An 18,923-nucleotide genomic window follows, 5' to 3' on the forward strand; every position below is an offset into this window, starting at 1 on the left:
TAATAATGAAGATTTCGCATGCAGATGTTCGGTTCTGCTTGTTTGTTCTTTATTTGTTCTCTCGCATGTCCCATATAGACACCATGTCCGAGTTTTCCGACCAATCCCCCCTGCGTCGCAAAGCGCGCGCCAGTCTCAGCAATGCGGCAGGCCGCTTTGATTTGCAGCGCGCGGCTGTTGATGACGGTTGGTCAAACACGACAGATTCGGACGAGCCCGAGGTCCCGAGGATCGAAACCGACATCCGGTTTGAACAGGCCCGTAGCCTGATCAACTACAACAAATCCCCGGATCTGCCCTTTGACAGGTCAATCAACACCTACAGGGGGTGTGAGCACGGGTGCATCTATTGCTTTGCGAGACCCACACATGCCTACCTTGGCCTTTCGCCGGGACTTGATTTCGAAACCCGGCTGATTGCGCGCCCCAACGCAGCAGAGGTCTTGCGACATGAGCTGTCGTCGCCACGCTACAAGGTTGCGACGCTGGCGATAGGGACCAATACCGATCCCTATCAGCCCTGCGAGCAGGATCTGAAGCTGACGCGGGATTGCCTTCAGGTTCTGTCAGAGTTCGCCCATCCGGTTGCCATCGTAACCAAGGGCGCGCTGGTAGAGCGGGATATCGACATCCTTGCGCCAATGGCCGCGCAGGGCTTGGTGCGTGTCGGGATTTCCGTCACCACGCTTGATCCTGACCTGTCGCGACGGATGGAGCCCCGCGCGCCGTCTCCTGCGCGCCGTCTGGCTGCCATCCGCAGACTGCGGGACGCCGGTATACCCGTGCGCATCATGTGTTCGCCGCTGGTGCCGGGGCTCACCGATCATGAGCTTGAGGCGATGCTGGCAGCAGGAGCCGAGGCCGGGGCAGATGCCGCAAGTTGGATCATGCTGCGCCTGCCGCGCGAGGTTTCAACGCTCTGGCAGGAATGGCTGGCCGAACATGCCCCTTTGCGCGCGGAAAAGGTCATGAACAGGCTTCGGGAAATGCACGGTGGGCGGGACTACGACCCGCGCTGGGGGCAGCGGATGCGGGGCGAGGGGCCGTATGCCGATGTGATCTCCAACCGGTTCAAGACGGCGTGCAAGCGCCTTGGGCTCAATCAACGTTCAGAGCCCCTGCGCAGTGATCTGTTTGCCCGCCCACCGCAGGCAGGCGATCAGTTGGCATTGTTCTGAGCGGGCGCAGATTTTCGCGTCCGTCACGCGCCCGCGCAACAAAAAGGCCCGCAGACACAGCGCGGCATTTGTGCCGATGTGCATCTGCGGGCCCTTGGGCTTTGGGTGTGGGCCTGTTGGCCCGTCAGTTCAGCGCCGATTATGCGCGGCGGCGTCCGCGTCCGCGACGACGCTCACCACCGGCGCTGGCATCGTCACCGGTGCCATCACTGTCGGACGAAAACGGGCCGAGAACCGAAACGATCTGATCGAGGGTTGGGGCATCTCCCCGCGAGCGGGTATCCAGTGCCTCGCGCATGGCGCGCAGGTGTTCCGGCATGGTGCCACAGCAGCCGCCAATGATCTTGGCGCCACAGTCGCGGGCCATTGCTGCGTATTCGCCCATCAGTTCCGGCGTGCCGTCATAATGGATGTGGCCGTCGACGTATTTGGGGATGCCCGCGTTGCCCTTGGAGATGATTGGCCGGGTTGTGCCCTGTGCGGCAAACCCAAGCACGGTGCGCAGGATATCCGAAGCGCCGGTGCCGCAGTTGGCACCATATGCAAGCGGCGCCGGGTCGAAATCCTCGACCAGCTTGGCCATATCAGCAGAGGTCACGCCCATCATGGTGCGCCCGGCGGTGTCAAAGCTCATGGTGCCGCACCAGGGCATATCCGCCAGCTTGAACGCCTCTGCCGCGGCGCGGAATTCTTCTGGTGCAGAAATCGTTTCGAGCCACAGCACGTCAACACCGCCCTCTTTCAGGGCTTCGGCCTGTTCGTGGAACATTTCAACGGCGAGAGCATGGCTCAGCTCTCCAACCGGTTCCATGATTTCCCCGGTCGGACCGACAGAGCCCGCCACCGCGATCTTGCGCTCTGCGCGATCTGCGACATTGCGGCCAAGCTCGGCCCCCGCCATGTTCAGCTCGCGCACACGGCGCTGCGCGTCGTGCAGCTTCAGGCGGGCAGCGGTGCCACCAAAGGTGTTGGTCAGGAACAGATCACTGCCCGCATCAACAGACCCCTGATACAGCGCTTCGATTTTTTTGGGTTCGTCTACGTTCCACAGTTCCGGCGCGTCGCCAGACTGCAGACCCATGTTGAACAGGTTGGTGCCGGTGGCACCATCAGCCAGCAGCGCGTCCTTGCTTTCGAGCAGGGTGATGAAAGTGTTGGTCATGATTTCGTCCTGTCAACGGGGGCGGCGGCGGATCCGCCGGAAAATGGAGAATGGTTCGGTCTTTCATGCCCTGCGGGAGAGGGCAAATGCATTTTCTTCAAGTTCATTATGAGGCGGCTGCGAGGTCGTCTGTTCCACGCCACTGGAGGGCAGGTTTGCGACATATGCGGCTGCGGCCTCCCACGTCATGTCGGCGAGATCCTCTTGGCTGAGGGCCTGCTGCTGCGAAGTGCCGGCGGGGGGCGTCCGGATTGGCTCGGGCCAATGCACCAGGCGGATCAGATCGGCCAGCGCCAGTGCCATCTGGGTCCAATTGGGGGCAGCGGCATAGCGCGGCTCCCAGGTCGGGGCGAAGCTCTCTTTGAAGCGGCGCAGGCCCTTGTCGAAATGCCGTGCCAGCAGGTGATCGGGAACCGCGGCAAGCGACAGGCGGGGGATGGCGCGTGCAGCTGCATCGGTCAACGCAGCCCGGATCAGGGCGTGGCCCGTACCATCAGGGGCGTCGGGGCGCAGGCGAACAAGATCCAGACACCATTCCTCAGCGGCGGCATGAAAGCTCATGAAGCCGACGATCTCGTCGTCCTGCCAGGCAAGAAACACCTCCTGGCGCTGAAGATAGCCGGGCTCAAACCGGCCCATTGTCGTGCCCCTGGCCCGTCCGTGCCGGGCGCGCCAGGCCGCATCAACGTGGCTCATCTGCTCAAGTGGCAGCGCATCGGAGGCGGGCAGAACAACAACGCCCGCTTTTTCGGCCTGACGCAGCTTGCGACGCAGTTGGCGCAGGCGCGGGCCTTGATCCTGAAAACGGTTCGGGCTCAGCACGGCCTCGCTTGCGATGCGCAGAACACGCCAATCAGCCTTGCGGGCGGCCTGAGCACAGACTGCGTCACATTTATAAAGGCACGCTGCGCTGTTGCGGGATCTGGCGTGGTGACGCAGCCCATCGAGGGTTTCGCTGATCCGGCCAGAGATCGGGCCAAAAAGGGCAATGCTTGCCTGTGTTGTATCCAGAACGGCCAGTTGGTTCAGGCCAAAGGCATGGATCCGGCCACCGTTCTGGGCGATGACCTGGGTTTCCGCGCAGGTTCGGTGATGGGGCAGGTGGGCCGCGTCGCGAATGTCGTGCCCCAGTTCATCAACAGACCCCTCTTTTGAAAAGGCTTGCGGGAACAGGAGTGTGGCCCCTGCAACGCAGGCGGGCAGCGCATAGTAGATGAGGCGAAAGGCCACGATCGCTGCAATGATGTCAGCCCCTGCTGTGGTCGGCAAAAGAGCGCAGAGCGCCAGCTCAAACGCGCCTGCACCGCCCGGCGCTGATGAAAGCAACGCCACGCCGAGCGCAATGAAATAGGCTGGCAGCAGCGCCGTCAGGGTGATCTCGCTTCCAGCTGGAAGAAGAAGCCACAGCGCTGTGCCCGCAGCGGTTACGTCAATCAGCGCCCACCCCGCAAATGCAAGCTGCGCGGTGAGCGAGGGCCAGCGCAAAGCTACCGGCCCCATTCGCATCACCGGAAAAACGGCACTCAGGACCAGACCCGTTGCCAGTGCGGCCAACATCAGTGTGCCAATCAGGCGCATTTGGGAGGTGTCACCAACCATCACGAGCGCCGTCGCGCAAATCGCCGCCAACGCCAGCATGAAACTGACAGATACCATCGCCGTCAGGCGTGTTGCGGTCACGGGGCCAAGCCCCGGCATCAGGCGCCAACGCGCAAAGGCTCCGGTGATCAACCCGAACCCGATGGTCTGGGACAAGGCAATGGCCGCCATTCCCGCCCGTCGCGCCCCGCGTCCATCCAGCCCGGTTTGCAGATGCCTGTGGGTAACGCTGTCATAGCGCCCAAGCGCCCAGAAACTGATTGCCGTGGCGATCAAAGCGCCAAGCCATTGATGCAGGGATAACGCGCCCAAAGTCGCGCCGAGCTCGGCAAGATCGGGCAGGGCGACAGTGCGCTGCAGGATGTCGAGGCAGGCAATGGTGACCACCAGCGGCAGCAGAATGCGGATAAACTGTGGTACGTGCCAACGCGCATGTCGCGCGCGGCTGAGCCGAGTGAGTGGCATGACTGTCCCTGGGCACAATTGGTTATAGCCAAAAGCTATAGTCCAGGGAGATTGTTACAGTGTTAACTGCGTAAACTGCGCGCAAATCGATCCGCAAATCCGTCCAGAATGCGCGCAGTCACCCAAGGTGGTCTTGGCTGGTCCTCAGTCGAGGGCGTTCAGGATCTGCGCCTTTGCCTCAAGCAGCAGCTCTGCCCGTTTTGCGCGCACGTCGGCGTCACTGGCCTTGCCCTCCAGATCGCTGTTGACCTTGCGCAGCACATCCTCAAAGCCAGCTTCCTCAAAATCGGCCTTCACAACCTCCTGGGCATAGCTTTCGGCGTCTGCCCCGGATTTGCCAAGCAGATCCGCCGCCCAAAGGCCCAGCAACCTGTTGCATCGGGCCTCGGCCTTGAACTGCATTTCCTCATCATGTGCGAATTTGTTCTCGAACGCCTGTTCGCGATTGTCAAATGTGGTCATAACCCCTCCCACAATACAGATGAAAACACTTACCTTTCAAATATGTGCATGCGCTGGCCCTGCTGCAAGGAAAACCGCCTTCCTTCCTGTCAAAGCGCCAGCAGAAAGGGAGCGGGTGGGGTGAACCACCTGCATTGATGCGAGAATGTGGCAGCAACCTTGCGGCAACGCCCCCCTTGCCTTATGAGGGCGGCAGATCGCGGGATCAGATTCCCGCTCTTTTCCCGAAAGGCTCTGCATGGCACGTCGCAAGAAGATCTACGAAGGCAAGGCAAAGACGCTTTACGAAGGGCCTGAACCAGGCACTATCGTGCAGTATTTCAAAGACGATGCCACAGCATTCAACGCGGAAAAGCACGATGTGATCGAGGGCAAGGGCGTTCTCAACAACATCCTGAGCGAATTCTTCATGCAGGGTCTGGGCCAGATCGGCGTACCGACCCATTTCCTTAAGCGGCTGAACATGCGCGAACAGCTGGTGCGCAGCTGCGAGATCATCCCGCTTGAGGTCATCGTGCGCAACCATGCCGCAGGCTCCATCTGCAAGCGTCTTGGTCTGGAAGAGGGCACCCAGCTGCCGCGCCCGATCGTCGAATATTGCTACAAGGACGATGCGCTTGGCGATCCGCTGGTCACCGAAGAGCATATCGCCGCCTTTGGCTGGGCCAGCCAGCAGGACATGGACGACATCCTGAGCCTCGCGCTGCGCGTCAATGATTTCATGTCCGGCGTGATGCTGGCTGTCGGCATCAAGCTGGTGGACTTCAAGATCGAGATCGGCCGCATCTATGATGGCGATTTCCAGCGACTGGTTGTTGCTGACGAAATCAGCCCCGACAGCTGCCGCCTGTGGGATCTGAAGACCGGCCAGAAGCTCGACAAGGACGTGTTCCGCCGTGATCTTGGCAGCCTGACCGACGCCTATACCGAAGTCGCGCGGCGTCTGGGGGTGATGCCCAACAATCCGCCCGCGCCCGGCAAGCCGACGCTGGTGAACTGATTTAGAACTGCCCAAGATCCCGCCCTGACGAGGGGCGGGATTTTGACTATCTGTCCAACGAAAAGGCCCGATGCCGGGCTTTGTCATCGAAACCTGAGGGAAAACACGATGAAGGCACGTGTGCATGTGATGCTGAAAAACGGAGTTCTGGATCCGCAGGGCGAGGCGGTCCGCCACGCGCTTGGCGCTCTTGGCTTTGACAAGGTGGGCGGCGTGCGCCAGGGCAAGGTGATCGATCTGGATCTGGCCGACGACGCAACCGAGGCGGATGTTGCCGAGATGTGCGAAAAGCTGCTCGCCAACACCGTGATCGAATCCTACAGCATCGAGATGCAGTGATGAAGGCGGCTGTAGTTGTCTTTCCCGGTTCGAACTGTGACCGCGATCTTGCGGTTGCATTTGAACAGGCGGGCTGTGAGGTGTCGATGGTCTGGCACAAGGACAGTGCCCTTCCAGAGGGCGTCGATATTGTCGGCGTGCCCGGTGGTTTTTCCTACGGTGACTATCTGCGCTGCGGTGCCATCGCGGCCCAGTCGCCGATTTGCAAGGCCGTGGTAGAGCACACCAATCGCGGTGGATATGCCATCGGTGTCTGCAATGGGTTTCAGATCCTGACAGAGACCGGCGTTCTGCCAGGGGCGCTGTTGCGCAATGCGGGTCTGAAATACATCTGCCGCACGGTTGATCTGCAGGTGGCGACATCGAACAGCGTCTTCACCGAAGGGTACAAGGCCGGTGACGTGATTGGCGTGCCGATTGCCCACCACGACGGCAACTACTTTGCCGACGCGGAAACCGTTGCGATGCTGGAAGATCAGGATCGCGTGGCGTTCCGCTATGTGGACAACCCGAACGGATCCATTGCCGATGTCGCAGGCATCCTGTCCGAAAACCGCCGTGTGCTTGGCATGATGCCTCACCCGGAACGCGCCGCTGACGAAGGTCACGGTGGCACCGACGGGGCGGCAGTCTTCCGCGCATTGGCAGGGCTCGTCACTGCTGCGTGACTTGTGGACGCGCAGCGGGTTGCGTTAGGTTTTGACCATGACTGCTGCGCGTGACGCATCTTCCGGACCGGATAAGAACCGCTCCCGCACGACCTCGTGGCGGGTGCGCTTTGCGTTGCTGCTGTTGATGGTGGTGGCTGCGGTGACTGTTTGGGTCACGAACCGCGCGCTGACCCACCGTTTTACCGAAAGCACCCGCAACCGCGCCGAGCTGCGCCTGGCGCTTTATTCCGGCAACCTGGTCAGCGAACTGGGGCGCCATGCGATCGTCCCACAGCTTCTGGCGCGCGATCAGGCGCTGATTGCGGCGCTGCAATCCAATGACTTTTCGCTGTCCACGCAGCGGCTGATCTCCTTTGTAGAGGAAATCGGGGCCGCATCCATCATGCTGATGGCAAGCGATGGGCGCACCGTGGCGGCGACCGATCGCAACCGTCTGGGAGAGACCCACCGCAACGCCGCCTATTTCGTGGATGCGCTTCGGGCCAAATCCACCGTGTTTTCTGTTATAGAACGCGAGGTTGGCGGCTATCGCTTTACCTACTCGCGGCGTATCGTCGACACGTCGGGCGTGTTGGGCGTGATCGTGGTCGAGGTGGACCTGCAAAAGTTCGAACGGGCTTGGGCGGGGATTTCCGACGCGGTCATGGTGACCGACAGCACCGGCACCATCATCTTGTCGACGGAATCCCGTTGGCGGGGGCTGGCAGAGAAGGACGCACTTGAACTGCAGCCGCCGGTTGGGGCCATCCAGCGGGCCATTCGCGCCACCACCGACTGGACCGCGCTGCCTGCGGATGCCTACCTGCAGGGCGAAGCCGTGATGCGGCTGGAGTCACGTATCCCCTTTCAGGGTTGGCGGCTCACGTCGTTTACCACCTACGCCTCGATCAGAGAGCGGGTGAACACCGTTCTGGCGCTCGAAATCATGGGATTCGCCATTCTTCTGGCGCTGGCTTTCTATGCGCTTAGCCGACGCACGGCGTTGCGCATGGCATTGTTTCAGCGCGAGTCGGCAGAGCTTCGCGTATTGAACGCCCGCCTGCAGCGGGAAATCGCCGAGCGTGAGCGCATGCAGGAGACACTTGCGGTGGCCGAACAAAGCCTCGCGCAGAGCTCGAAACTGGCCGCTCTGGGGGAGATGTCTGCCGCCGTCAGCCACGAGCTGAACCAGCCGCTGGCCGCGATGAAAACCTATCTGGCGGGTGCGCGACTTCTGCTCAATCGCAACCGCCCCGAAGAGGCGCTCGCGTCCTTTGGTCGGATTGATGATCTGATCGAACGGATGGGGGCGATTACGCGCCAGCTGAAGTCCTATGCCCGCAAGGGCGGCGATGCGTTCAGCCCGGTAAACATGGGGGATGCGCTGGCTTCGAGCCTCTCGATGATGGAGCCACAGCTTCGGCAGCGCCACGTCAAGATCACCCGAACCCTGCCCGAACAGCCGGTCTATGTGATGGGCGACAGGATGCGGATCGAACAGGTGATGGTGAACCTCTTGCGCAACGCGCTAGATGCTACCAAATCAGTGGATGACCCAGAGGTCGAAGTCCTGCTGGCCGCAGGGGAAACCGCGACCTTGTCCGTGCGCGACAATGGGGTGGGCATCAAGGAATTCGAGAGCCTTTTCGAACCTTTCTACACCACCAAGCAGCCCGGAGACGGTGTCGGTTTGGGGCTTGCCATCTCTTCGGGTATCGTAAACGACCTAGGCGGTCGGCTCACCGCCCGCAACGGGCAGAACGGTGGGGCCGTTTTTGAAATGCAATTGCCGATCCTTGTGGATGGCATCGAGGCCGCAGAATAGCGCGGCGTCACGTGATGGAGGGCACGCGAATGGCACAGGCCATGAAAATCGCGATCGTCGATGATGAACAGGATATGCGCCAGTCGATCAGCCAGTGGCTGGCACTGTCGGGCTATGACACGGAAACCTTTGCCAGCGCCGAGGATGCCCTCAAGGTGCTCGGGCCGGATTATCCGGGTATCGTGATCTCTGATATCAAGATGCCGGGCATGGATGGCATGCAGTTCCTCAAAAAGCTGATGGGCAGCGACAGTGCATTGCCTGTCATCATGATCACCGGCCACGGTGACGTGCCGATGGCGGTTGAGGCGATGCGCGTTGGCGCCTTTGACTTCTTGGAAAAACCCTTCAATCCCGACCGCATGTCTGAACTGGCCAAACGGGCAACCGGCGCGCGCCGTCTGACGCTCGACAACCGGGTGTTGCGTCGCGAATTGTCGGATGGCAGCACCATCATGAAAAAGCTCATCGGGTCCAGCCCGGTGATGGAGCGGTTGCGCGAGGATATTCTTGATCTGGGTCAGGCCGACGGCCATGTGCTGATCGACGGCGAGACCGGCACCGGCAAGACGCTGGTTGCCCATGCGTTGCACGCGGTCGGCAGCCGGGCGGGCAAGAAATTCGTCCTGGTTTCCTGTGCCGCGCTGGAGGAGGATGCGCTCTCCAAACGGCTCTTTGGGCCGATGCTGCCGGAAGACAGCATGCTGCCTGCGATCGAAGAGGCCCGTGGTGGTACCCTCGTGCTGGAAGACGTCGAGGCATTGAGCGAGCCACTGCAGGCAAAGCTTTTGAGCGTCATCAACGAGCAGGGCATCCCCGGCGAGACCCGCATCATCGCCATCTCGAACCTTCAGGAGGCAGGCAAGACCTGCGAGGATGTTCTGCGGCCGGATCTGTTTTACCGGCTTGCGGCCCTGCGGATCACGGTGCCGCCGCTGCGCCAGCGTGGCGAGGATATTCTGACGCTGTTCACCCGCCTGTCCGAGCAGTTCTCTGAAGAATACGGCTGTGACGCCCCCCAGGTCAGCGCCCAGGAAGCGGCCCAGCTGTTGCAGGCGCCCTGGCCGGGCAATGTCCGCCAGCTGATCAACATTGCAGAACGCGCGGTCCTGCAGTCGCGTCGCGGCTCTGGCACGATCGCGTCCCTTCTGATGTCCGATCATGAAGAAATGCAGCCTGTGATGACAACCGAGGGCAAGCCGCTCAAGGAATATGTCGAAGCCTTCGAGCGGATGCTGATCGACAACACCATGCGCCGTCACAAGGGCTCCATCGCCAGTGTGATGGAAGAGCTGTGCCTGCCGCGGCGGACGTTGAACGAAAAAATGGCCAAATATGGCCTGCAGCGCTCTGACTACTTGTCTTGATCGAACATTTTCGGGCCACACAGTTGTCTGTCGTGGCCCGAAAATGGCGCTCTGGTTGTTCCAAAAGCTGCGCGGCAAGTGAGCCAGAGAGTGCAGCTTGTCGAATTTTAACGAAAAATTACCCAGTTCACGGCAAAACCGTTCGGAATACACTTTCGCAACGGCCCTGTGACGAATGACCATTGTCATTACCTATCCACAGGTCTTATGCTGCAGAAATGGGGACAAGTCCGTCGTGACCGGGCCCCACATCATGAGATTCGCTGCTTTTGCTTTTGTCCGGCCAGATCCGAGAAAGCAAAGACAGACCGATTGGCCCCGCAATTTCCGGGGCAGCTTACCTCCTGCTGGGCACGTCCCCGCAGGCATATAATCAGGGCAGGGCGCGGATATTCCCACCTGTCGGAGAAGAAACGCGATGACGCGCGCGAGCGAGAACAGCAGACAGGCGGGAGGGCCGGAGCACAGTTCCGGGGCTAACCGCTGTACTGACATGTCCCTTCGTGCGCCAGTTCACATCGCCCAGACAAGTCACCACCCCAATCGTTCACGTCCGCCCGGTAACGGGCCAGATGCGCGCGTGCGCGGTAGGTGCACCAAGGAAACATGGCAAAGAAGATGCTTATTGATGCCACCCACGCGGAGGAAACCCGCGTCGTGGTGGTCGATGGAAACAAGGTCGAGGAATTTGACTTTGAGTCCGAAAACAAGCGCCAGCTCGCTGGCAACATTTATCTCGCAAAAGTAACCCGCGTCGAACCCTCGCTGCAGGCGGCTTTTGTGGACTATGGCGGTAACCGCCATGGCTTCCTCGCGTTTTCCGAGATCCATCCGGATTACTACCAGATCCCCGTCGCGGACCGTGAGGCCCTGATGGAGGAAGAGCGCGCCTATGCCGAAGCGATGCGCGCACGTGACGAGGAAGAGGAAACCAAACCCAAGCGCTCCTCGCGGTCCCGTCGCAGCCGCACCAAGGCCGCAGAGGTCAAATCTGCCGATGTGGTGGAAACCAAGGACGTCACGCCCGAAGGCGACGATCCGACCGCCGCAGAGCCCGCCGCAGCAATCGCTGGGATGGAGACCATCGATCTGACGTCTGATGGGGCGGACGAGGTTGAAAAACTGACAGCCGAGGCTGAAGCGCCGGTTCAGGCACAAGAGACCGATGCAGCCGCAGAGGATGCAACCGTTGCGGCCGAAGCAGAGACCGCAGCAGAGGCCCCCGTGGTCGAGGAAGCCGTCAAAGATGCCTCCGACGCGCCTGAGGTCCAGGACGCTGAGACAGCTGTCGAAGCGGCCACAGAGGACGCAGCAGAAGATGACGCTGCAGATGACATCACCGCAGCGGACGGCTCTGACGACGACGTAAAGGCAGACGACGAAGAGACCGCTGATGGTGACGTGTCCCGCGCCGCAGATGCGACCTCCAAGGACGAGAACATCGAATCCGTCGCGGATGAAGATGACAGCGAAGACATTCGTCCGCCGCGCAAACCACGTCCGCGCCGCTACAAAATCCAGGAAGTGATCAAGGTCCGCCAGGTTCTGCTGGTTCAAGTCGTCAAGGAAGAGCGCGGCAACAAAGGCGCCGCTCTCACCACATATCTGTCACTGGCTGGTCGTTACTGCGTCCTGATGCCCAACACCGCACGCGGTGGCGGGATCTCTCGCAAGATCACCAATGCTGCAGACCGCAAAAAGCTGAAGGAAATCGCCACTGAGTTGGACGTTCCGACAGGCGCGGGCCTGATCGTGCGCACCGCTGGTGCCAAGCGCACCAAGTCCGAGATCAAGCGGGACTATGAATACCTCCAGCGCCTGTGGGAGCAGATCCGCGAGCTGACGCTGAAGTCCATCGCGCCTGCCAAGATCTACGAAGAAGGCGACCTGATCAAACGCTCCATCCGCGATCTCTACAGCCGCGAGATTGACGAGGTTCTGGTCGAGGGCGAGCGCGGTTACCGCATCGCCAAGGACTTCATGAAAATGATCATGCCGTCCCACGCAAAGAACGTGAAAAACTACCAGGACCAGCTGCCGCTGTTTGCCCGCTATCAGGTGGAAACCTACCTCGGTGGGATGTTCAACCCGACCGTGCAGCTGAAATCCGGTGGCTACATCGTGATCGGTGTGACCGAGGCGCTGGTGGCAATCGACGTGAACTCCGGTCGTGCCACCAAGGAAGGCTCGATCGAAGAAACCGCGCTCAAGACCAACCTTGAGGCCGCCGAAGAGGTGGCGCGCCAGCTGCGTTTGCGTGACCTTGCAGGTCTGATCGTCATCGATTTCATCGACATGGACGAGCGCAAGAACAACGCTGCCGTCGAAAAGCGGATGAAAGACAAGCTGAAGACCGACCGCGCCCGCATTCAGGTGGGCCGCATCTCGGGCTTTGGTCTGATGGAAATGTCCCGTCAGCGTCTGCGCCCCGGCATGATCGAGGCCACCACCGCACCATGCCCGCATTGCCACGGCACCGGTCTGATCCGCTCGGATGACTCGCTTGCGCTGTCGATCCTGCGCCAAATCGAAGAGGAAGGCACACGCCGCCGCTCGCGCGAGGTGCTGGTCCGCTGCCCGGTCTCTATCGCAAACTACCTGATGAACCAGAAGCGCGAGCATATCGCTCAGATCGAAGCCCGTTACGGCCTGTCCGTGCGGATCGAAGGCGACGCGCATCTGGTGAGCCCGGACTTCACCCTTGAGAAGTTCAAAACCGCGTCCCGCGTGGTCCCGGTTGCCACGGCGCCCGTCGTTTCTGTCGATACATCCATCATGGATCAGGTCGACGCTGACGAGGCGGAAGAGGCGGAAGCCGCGGAGGCAAGTGAGGCAGAGGCAGCAGAAGTCGCAGTCGAGGCCGAGGGCGAAGGGGAGACCAAACCCAAACGCAAGCGCCGTCGTCGTCGTCGTCGGAAATCTTCTTCCGGTGAAGGGGATGAAAACGCTGCGCAGTCTGCAGAGGGCGATGCAGAGGCGAAAGCTGACGCAGAGGCCGCAGACGGCAAAGATGCCGATGCCGGTCAGGATGATGCCGCAGAGGCAGACGCAGCCGAGGCAAAGACCGCTGACGCGGAAGACGGCGAAGGTGAAAAGAAGAAACGCACCCGAACCCGCACCCGCTCGCGTAGCCGCAAGAAGAAATCGGATGAGGTCGCCGCAGACGCATCCGAGGACACTGCTGCAGCTGACGCGCCGAAGACGGACGATGAGCCGAAAGAAGCTGAGACTGCTGAGGTCGCGGCCGCGGCGGAGGTCAAGGACGACGCTGCCGATGCATCTGTAGAAGCTGCAGCCGAAATCGCAGCAGAGCCCACGCCAGAGGCAGATGCACCGGCAGAGGCAGATGCACCGGCAGAGGACGTCGCTGCACCGGAGGCGGCACCGCTGAACGGCGCGGCTGCTCCAGCTGAGGTCGCAGAAGCAGCAGAGGCGCCCGAAGCTGCCGCCCCCGAGGCCGCAGAAGCCCCCGAGGCAGAGAGCGCCAGCCCCGAGGTTGCGGACATCAAGGCCGAGGAAACCCTCGCCGAAGGGGTCAGCCCGGTAGAGGTTGCGGTCGAAACACCAGAGCCAGCGTTGGCCGAGGCAGAGCCGGAACCGGCCACTCCGCCCAAGCCGAAAAAACGCGGCTGGTGGTCAATCGGTAGCTGATATCAATTCGAAGAAGGCGGGCTCAGGGCTCGCCTTTTTCTTTTTCACCCCATCAATTGGAGAACACATGACGCAACAGCCTGCTGTCGACACCCTGCTTCTGAGCGAACTCATCGCCTGCGAAACCTCCGTCTGGGAGGCGTTGGTCAAAGGTGACGCTGCTGCGGACCTGGCCGCATTGCATCCGGATTTCCTTGGTGTTTACCCATCGGGTTTTGCTGGTCGGGCCGACCACGCCGCGCAATTGGCTGGCGGGCCATCGGTATCGACGTATCGTATCGAACAGCCCCGCATTCTGCGGATTGCTCCGGACTGTGTGCTGCTTGCCTACAAGGCGCAGTATACCCGTGTCGGGACCGAAGAGCCCGCAGCGATGTATGTCAGTTCGATCTGGCAGCGCGGCACGTCAGGCTGGCTCAATATCTTCAGCCAGGACTGCGAGGCATTGCCGGACGGGGCGGAAAACCCACTTCCCTGAACGCAGGTCACAGTACCGGTTTCGTGATCATCCGTGTGACCGAGGCGGTGTTGCAGGTGCGGGGGAAAGCCTGCTCAGCCGCCTTTGCGGATCAGATAGACCTGATGAGCGGAATTGTCGCGGATCTCGACCAGCACGTGACCGGCTTCCTGACAGAAGTGCGGGATATCCACGACCGCCGCCGGATCATCGGCGTGGACCTCAAGAATGCTGCCAATTGTCAATGGTTTCAGCCGCTTGCGCGCCTTGAGGACGGGCAGGGGGCACAGCAGGCCAATGGCGTCTAGGGTCTCAGTCGTATCAGTCATACCTTGCAGATAAGGCGGTTGTTTCATCCTGTCCACAAGGATGTGACCTGCGGCCCCCGTGACCTTTGCCTAGGCGTGGTCTAAGTAGTCTGCATGTTTGGTATTGAAATCATCGACGCAGGTTTGATCCCTGCCATGCTCGTGGCGCTGACCGCTGGATTGATCAGCTTTCTGTCGCCCTGTGTGCTGCCAATTGTTCCGCCGTATCTCGCCTATATGAGCGGGGTGTCTCTGGGTGAAATCCAAGGTACAGCCGCCGCCCGGCGCAAGGCAATCGTGGCAGCGTTGTTCTTTGTCATGGGGCTTTCGACCGTGTTCCTGCTGTTGGGGTTCACGGCGTCGGCCTTTGGGGCGTTTGTCCTGCAAAATCAGGAGTTGTTTGCGCAAATCGCCGGCGTGGTCGTGATTGTCTTCGGCCTGCATTTCCTGTCGGTGTTCCGTATTCCCATCCTCGACCGCGAGGCCCGAATGGATGCCGGCCAATCCGGTGGCTCGGCGGTCGGGGCCTATATTCTTGGTCTGGCCTTTGCCTTTGGCTGGACGCCGTGCATCGGCCCGCAGCTGGGGGCGATCTTGTCAATCGCGGCAACAGAGGCCTCTGTGACGCGCGGGACTGTCCTGCTTGGTGTCTATGCGCTTGGTCTTGGCGTGCCATTTCTTTTGGCCGCGATGTTCCTCAACCGCTCTATGGTGGTGATGAACCGGATCAAGCCCTACATGGGCATCATCGAGAAGGCGATGGGTGCACTGTTGATCTTTGTGGGTCTGATGCTGGTGACAGGGTTGTTCTCGACCTTCTCGTTCTGGCTGCTGGAGACCTTCCCGGCGTTGGCTGCCCTCGGCTGATTTGGCGTGACATCCGAAAGATGAAAGCCCCGCCCGGCAAATGCCCGGCGGGGCTTACTCTTTGTGGGTGCCTTGGCTAAGCTGCGCGGGACAGCATCATCAAGAACAGGTCGGGCAGGCCGTGACCCAGAACAGCGATCGTGATCCAGCGACAGGCACAGCACAACAGGGGCAAATTGAACCCGCAAGAACCGTGCGGCGGCGCAAGATGTTCTATATCCCCGGCTATGATCCCATCCACCCGCGTCGCTACCGCGAGCTGTACCGGAGCGAAGGGGCTGCCCAGGCTGCAATCAGCGGCTATGAAATCGCGCTGAACGCCAAATCCGCAGATGGCGTGGCCACGGACGACGGTCCCCGATACGGCTGGAAGGTTGAGGCCACCATCGACGATTTGCAGACCACCACTGATGTTGAGGTTCTGGTGTGGTCCGACATCGTGCGTGGCTCTATGGCGCCGTCGATTGCGCAGACCTACTGGCAGCTGATCCGAACCGCTTGGATCTACATCTCAACCGGAACGCTGAAACGCTTGATGTGGCTGCGCAAGGGGCCCGTGATTGCGGCGCTTTACCCCGTTGGGGTCTTGATCCTGCAGGCGGTTCTGGCGTTTCTTGTCGCGCTGCTTATTGCGCGCAGCGGACAGGCAGCGGTGGCGCGCATCAGCGACACCAGCTGGGTCGCTGCGGCGGCACAGCTGGTGTTCTGGGGGATTGGCCTTGGGCTGGGCGTTGCGCTGCTGCGGTGGTTTCGGCGGATGGATGGCAAGATCTATGCCTATTATCTCATGCATGACTACGCCCATTCCGCGGCCCTGTCGGGGGCCTATGCACCCGAACTGGAAGAGAGGATTGCCCGTTTCGCAGGGGACATCGCAGTTGCGCTCAATGATCCGCAATATGACGAGGTGCTGGTGGTTGGTCATTCCTCTGGTGCGCACGTCGGAGTGAGCGTGCTGGCGGATGTTCTGCGCATTGGCACCCGCAGCGGTCATGCCGCGCTTGGGTTCCTCAGCCTGGGACAGGTGGTGCCAATGGTGTCTTTTCTGCCGCGCGCCACGCGTTTGCGCCGGGACCTGCGCGATCTGTCGCAGCGCAGGGATCTGACCTGGGTTGATGTGTCTGCGCCCGGTGACGGCTGTTCTTTTGCCCTTTGTGATCCGGTTGCAGTCAGCGGGGTGGCAGACGGTGCTACCCAGGGGCCATTGGTCATCTCTGCGGCCTTTAGCCAGACGCTGAGCCCAGAGCGGTGGGCCGAGCTGCGCTGGCGGTTTTTTCGCCTGCATTTCCAGTATCTCTGCGCCTTTGATGCCCCGGGGGATTACGATTATTTTCAGATCACCGCAGGTCCGCGCAGCTTGCAGGATCGGTACGAGGGGCGCGCGCCCTCGCGCTCTCGTATTGATGTGACGGCGTCGAAATACACCTCGGTCGAGCCATGACAGCGCCCGCGCCCCAACGACACCCACTGCCGCCCCGTGATGCTCCGGCGTCAGACCCGGCGGTTGGTGTCGCCTGTCCGCACCTGTCCAAGGCAACCAACTCCGCCCCGCCCAAGCCGGAGCCACGACCCGACCGCGTGTCGCTTTGGCGCTACCTCCGCCTGTTTCGCGCCGATCTTTTGTCGGCGCAGCCCGCTCGGCTCTACCGGGCCTGGATGGCAGAGTTTCGCACGCCCTTTTTCCGGTCCTTTTTGGTCAATCAGCCCGATCTCATTGATCGGGTGTTGAAGACTGAAGCCGAGACATTTCCAAAATCCGACAGGGTGAGCGAAGGTCTGCGGCCGCTGTTGGGGAGCTCAGTTTTCCTGACCAATGGCGCGAAGTGGAAGCGTCAGCGCCGCATCATCGATCCCGCGTTTGAAGGCGGACGGCTGCGAGACAGTTATCCGTCGATCCATGCGGCCGCCGAAGCCACCGTTGCGCGTCTGGCGACCCTGGATCCGGAGCAACCGGTCGAGATCGAGGCAGAGGCCTCCCATGCTGCCGCCGATGTGATCTTTCGCACGCTGTTTTCCATCCCGATCGAGGACCAACTAGCGCAAGAGGTCTTTCACAGTTTCCGCGCCTATCAGCAGGACCAACCGATCCTCAATCTTGCGGCCTTTCTGCGACTGCCGCGTTGGTTCCCCCGATTTCACCGGCGCAGAAGCCGCGAACATGCGCGCCATATCCGTGGCTTGATCACAGCCCTCACCGAAGAACGGCAACGGCAAATCGCAGAAGGTTGCGCGCCCCGGGATCTGGCGACCAAGATCATGACCACGCCCGACCCCCAAACCGGGCAGTGCTTTTCAGCTGACGAAATGGTGGATCAGGTCGCGATCTTTTTCCTCGCAGGCCACGAAACCAGCGCCTCTGCACTGGCCTGGGCGCTTTACCTTCTGGCCTGCGCGCCTGACTGGCAGGAGGCCGTGGCAGAAGAGGCCCGGGGCGCCGATCTGAGCGAGTTTGCAGCGATGTCCCGCCTCAAAATCAGCCGGGATGTGTTCCGCGAGGCGCTGCGGCTGTATCCGCCGGTGCCGATGATGGTGCGCGAGGCGGCAGAGCCCCGGACCTTCCGCAACAGAAAGGTCCCCAAAGGCGCGCAGATTGTTCTCAGCCCGTGGCACCTGCATCGTCACGAACGCCTGTGGAGCGATCCAGATGGCTTTGATCCCGGTCGCTGGCAGACAGAAAATGGCAAAAGCTGTCAGCGCAGCGCCTACATGCCTTTTTCTGCGGGTCCCAGGGTTTGCACCGGCGCCGGGTTTGCCATGGTTGAAGGGGTGCTGATGCTGTCGATGATCCTGCGGCAGTTCCGGATCTCGCCGGTTCCGGGCAAAACACCTATCCCAGCGGCGCATCTGACAGTGCGATCGAAAAACGGGATCTGGCTGCAGCTGACGCGGCGCGCGCCGTGAACATTCTGAAACGTCATCCAAGACATCCGCGACATCGGATGATGGGCGCAACCTCCTGATTGCAGGCATGATGACTTGGCCCGCGTTTGGACTGCATGGCCCCCCCGATGTTTGAACTCGTGCCGAAAATGGCCGCACCAATACGCCATCGGGAATAACGGGGGCGGGGTATCGGCATGGCAATGCGACGCCGAAGTCCGATCAACGTGACCTTAAACGCCGCAGCACATGCAGCCGTATGGCAGAGGCCAGCCCGCAATCAACCCCGCGTGTTTCATCGATCTCCGCCGCAAGGTCATTGATGGCGCGCCCGTCCGCTGCCGCAATCTCGCGAAAGGCGTCCCAGAACTCGTCCTCCAGCGAAACAGAGGTCCGATGCCCCCGCAAGGTGAGCGAATGTTTGCGTGGCCTTTGGCTCATCCTGATCAGTCGTCGCGCTTGTGGCTGTCGAGCCGCCGACTGTCCTGATCCTGCACCGCCTTGTCGCGCTGTTTCTCTGCCTTGGTGCGACCGAATTTTACCGCATTGCGATCGGCCTGAACCTTCTTGTCGGTCCGGGCCTTGGATTTGCGAAATTGGTTGAGGTTCACGATGTCTGCCATTGTGCCAGAATACTCTGCTCGCAGCGGATTACCAGTGACCAAAGAAAACGCGCTCGGACGAGGGCCGGGCGCGTTTGTCATGTCTGTCTG

At 61.1% G+C, this 18,923-nt stretch carries 17 protein-coding genes; 11 read left to right on the plus strand and 6 right to left on the minus strand.

The genetic code is table 11. From position 1 onward, the window contains the following. Positions 1-65: 65 nt before the first annotated feature. Positions 66-1,178, plus strand: coding sequence for a PA0069 family radical SAM protein (locus tag KUV39_RS02215; RefSeq protein ID WP_419555528.1), 1,113 nt, complete (start codon positions 66-68; stop codon positions 1,176-1,178). Positions 1,179-1,317: 139 nt separating this feature from the next. Here the strand turns inward: KUV39_RS02215 and bmt are convergent, their stop codons facing one another. The 3 genes from bmt to KUV39_RS02230 form a co-directional block, all read right to left on the minus strand. Then, a complete protein-coding gene (bmt, locus tag KUV39_RS02220) occupies positions 1,318-2,340 on the minus strand; it encodes a betaine--homocysteine S-methyltransferase (protein WP_008561333.1) in 1,023 nt (340 codons plus the stop codon). Between the two features lie 63 nt (positions 2,341-2,403). Further along, positions 2,404-4,404, minus strand: a complete 2,001-nt coding sequence (locus tag KUV39_RS02225; protein WP_222458811.1) for a phosphatidylglycerol lysyltransferase domain-containing protein — start codon at positions 4,402-4,404, stop codon at positions 2,404-2,406. A gap of 144 nt (positions 4,405-4,548) precedes the next feature. Next, positions 4,549-4,866, minus strand: a complete 318-nt coding sequence (locus KUV39_RS02230) for a DUF1476 domain-containing protein (protein WP_008562506.1) — start codon at positions 4,864-4,866, stop codon at positions 4,549-4,551. Positions 4,867-5,104: 238 nt separating this feature from the next. On the opposite strand from KUV39_RS02230, the gene purC reads away from it, so the two are divergent. The 7 genes from purC (at position 5,105) to KUV39_RS02265 (ending at position 14,176) form a co-directional block, all read left to right on the plus strand. Further along, entirely contained in the window at positions 5,105-5,866 is a 762-nt protein-coding gene (gene purC / locus KUV39_RS02235; protein ID WP_222458812.1) for a phosphoribosylaminoimidazolesuccinocarboxamide synthase, read from the plus strand. 108 nt (positions 5,867-5,974) lie between these two features. Then, positions 5,975-6,205, plus strand: a complete 231-nt coding sequence (gene purS, locus KUV39_RS02240; RefSeq protein ID WP_008560144.1) for a phosphoribosylformylglycinamidine synthase subunit PurS — start codon at positions 5,975-5,977, stop codon at positions 6,203-6,205. After that, the gene (gene purQ / locus KUV39_RS02245; RefSeq protein WP_222458813.1) at positions 6,205-6,873 is read left to right on the plus strand and encodes a phosphoribosylformylglycinamidine synthase subunit PurQ; all 669 of its coding nucleotides are present in this window, start codon (positions 6,205-6,207) and stop codon (positions 6,871-6,873) included. Before purS ends, purQ begins: the two co-directional genes overlap by 1 nt. 37 nt (positions 6,874-6,910) lie before the next feature. Then, entirely contained in the window at positions 6,911-8,680 is a 1,770-nt protein-coding gene (locus tag KUV39_RS02250; protein ID WP_008563116.1) for a sensor histidine kinase, read from the plus strand. 29 nt (positions 8,681-8,709) lie between these two features. After that, complete coding sequence (locus KUV39_RS02255) at positions 8,710-10,047, plus strand: sigma-54-dependent transcriptional regulator (protein ID WP_008562880.1); 1,338 nt, start codon at positions 8,710-8,712, stop codon at positions 10,045-10,047. A 606-nt stretch (positions 10,048-10,653) separates the two neighbouring features. Next, entirely contained in the window at positions 10,654-13,698 is a 3,045-nt protein-coding gene (locus tag KUV39_RS02260; RefSeq protein ID WP_222458814.1) for an Rne/Rng family ribonuclease, read from the plus strand. A 67-nt stretch (positions 13,699-13,765) separates the two neighbouring features. Further along, positions 13,766-14,176 carry a nuclear transport factor 2 family protein gene (locus KUV39_RS02265; RefSeq protein ID WP_222458815.1) on the plus strand — a complete coding sequence of 137 codons (411 nt, stop codon included), beginning with the start codon at positions 13,766-13,768 and terminating at the stop codon, positions 14,174-14,176. Positions 14,177-14,250: 74 nt separating this feature from the next. Here the strand turns inward: KUV39_RS02265 and KUV39_RS02270 are convergent, their stop codons facing one another. Beyond that, positions 14,251-14,484 carry a sulfurtransferase TusA family protein gene (locus KUV39_RS02270; protein WP_222458816.1) on the minus strand — a complete coding sequence of 78 codons (234 nt, stop codon included), beginning with the start codon at positions 14,482-14,484 and terminating at the stop codon, positions 14,251-14,253. Positions 14,485-14,577: 93 nt separating this feature from the next. Between KUV39_RS02270 and KUV39_RS02275 the strand changes: the two genes are divergently transcribed. The 3 genes from KUV39_RS02275 (at position 14,578) to KUV39_RS02285 (ending at position 18,231) form a co-directional block, all read left to right on the plus strand. Next, the gene (locus KUV39_RS02275; RefSeq protein ID WP_008559388.1) at positions 14,578-15,330 is read left to right on the plus strand and encodes a cytochrome c biogenesis CcdA family protein; all 753 of its coding nucleotides are present in this window, start codon (positions 14,578-14,580) and stop codon (positions 15,328-15,330) included. Between the two features lie 208 nt (positions 15,331-15,538). Continuing rightward, the gene (locus KUV39_RS02280) at positions 15,539-16,771 is read left to right on the plus strand and encodes a hypothetical protein (RefSeq protein WP_244998192.1); all 1,233 of its coding nucleotides are present in this window, start codon (positions 15,539-15,541) and stop codon (positions 16,769-16,771) included. Then, a complete protein-coding gene (locus KUV39_RS02285; RefSeq protein WP_244998193.1) occupies positions 16,768-18,231 on the plus strand; it encodes a cytochrome P450 in 1,464 nt (487 codons plus the stop codon). The genes KUV39_RS02280 and KUV39_RS02285 overlap by 4 nt, the downstream gene beginning before the upstream one ends. Positions 18,232-18,432: 201 nt before the next feature. Here KUV39_RS02285 and KUV39_RS02290 read toward each other — a convergent pair whose 3' ends face one another. Continuing rightward, the gene (locus tag KUV39_RS02290) at positions 18,433-18,651 is read right to left on the minus strand and encodes a ribbon-helix-helix domain-containing protein (protein WP_008561834.1); all 219 of its coding nucleotides are present in this window, start codon (positions 18,649-18,651) and stop codon (positions 18,433-18,435) included. 5 nt (positions 18,652-18,656) lie between these two features. Continuing rightward, complete coding sequence (locus tag KUV39_RS02295) at positions 18,657-18,914, minus strand: DUF4169 family protein (RefSeq protein WP_336512797.1); 258 nt, start codon at positions 18,912-18,914, stop codon at positions 18,657-18,659. Between the last annotated feature and the right edge of the window lie 9 nt (positions 18,915-18,923).

The organism is Phaeobacter italicus, assembly GCF_019801785.1.
Taxonomy (GTDB): Bacteria; Pseudomonadota; Alphaproteobacteria; order Rhodobacterales; family Rhodobacteraceae; genus Phaeobacter; species Phaeobacter italicus.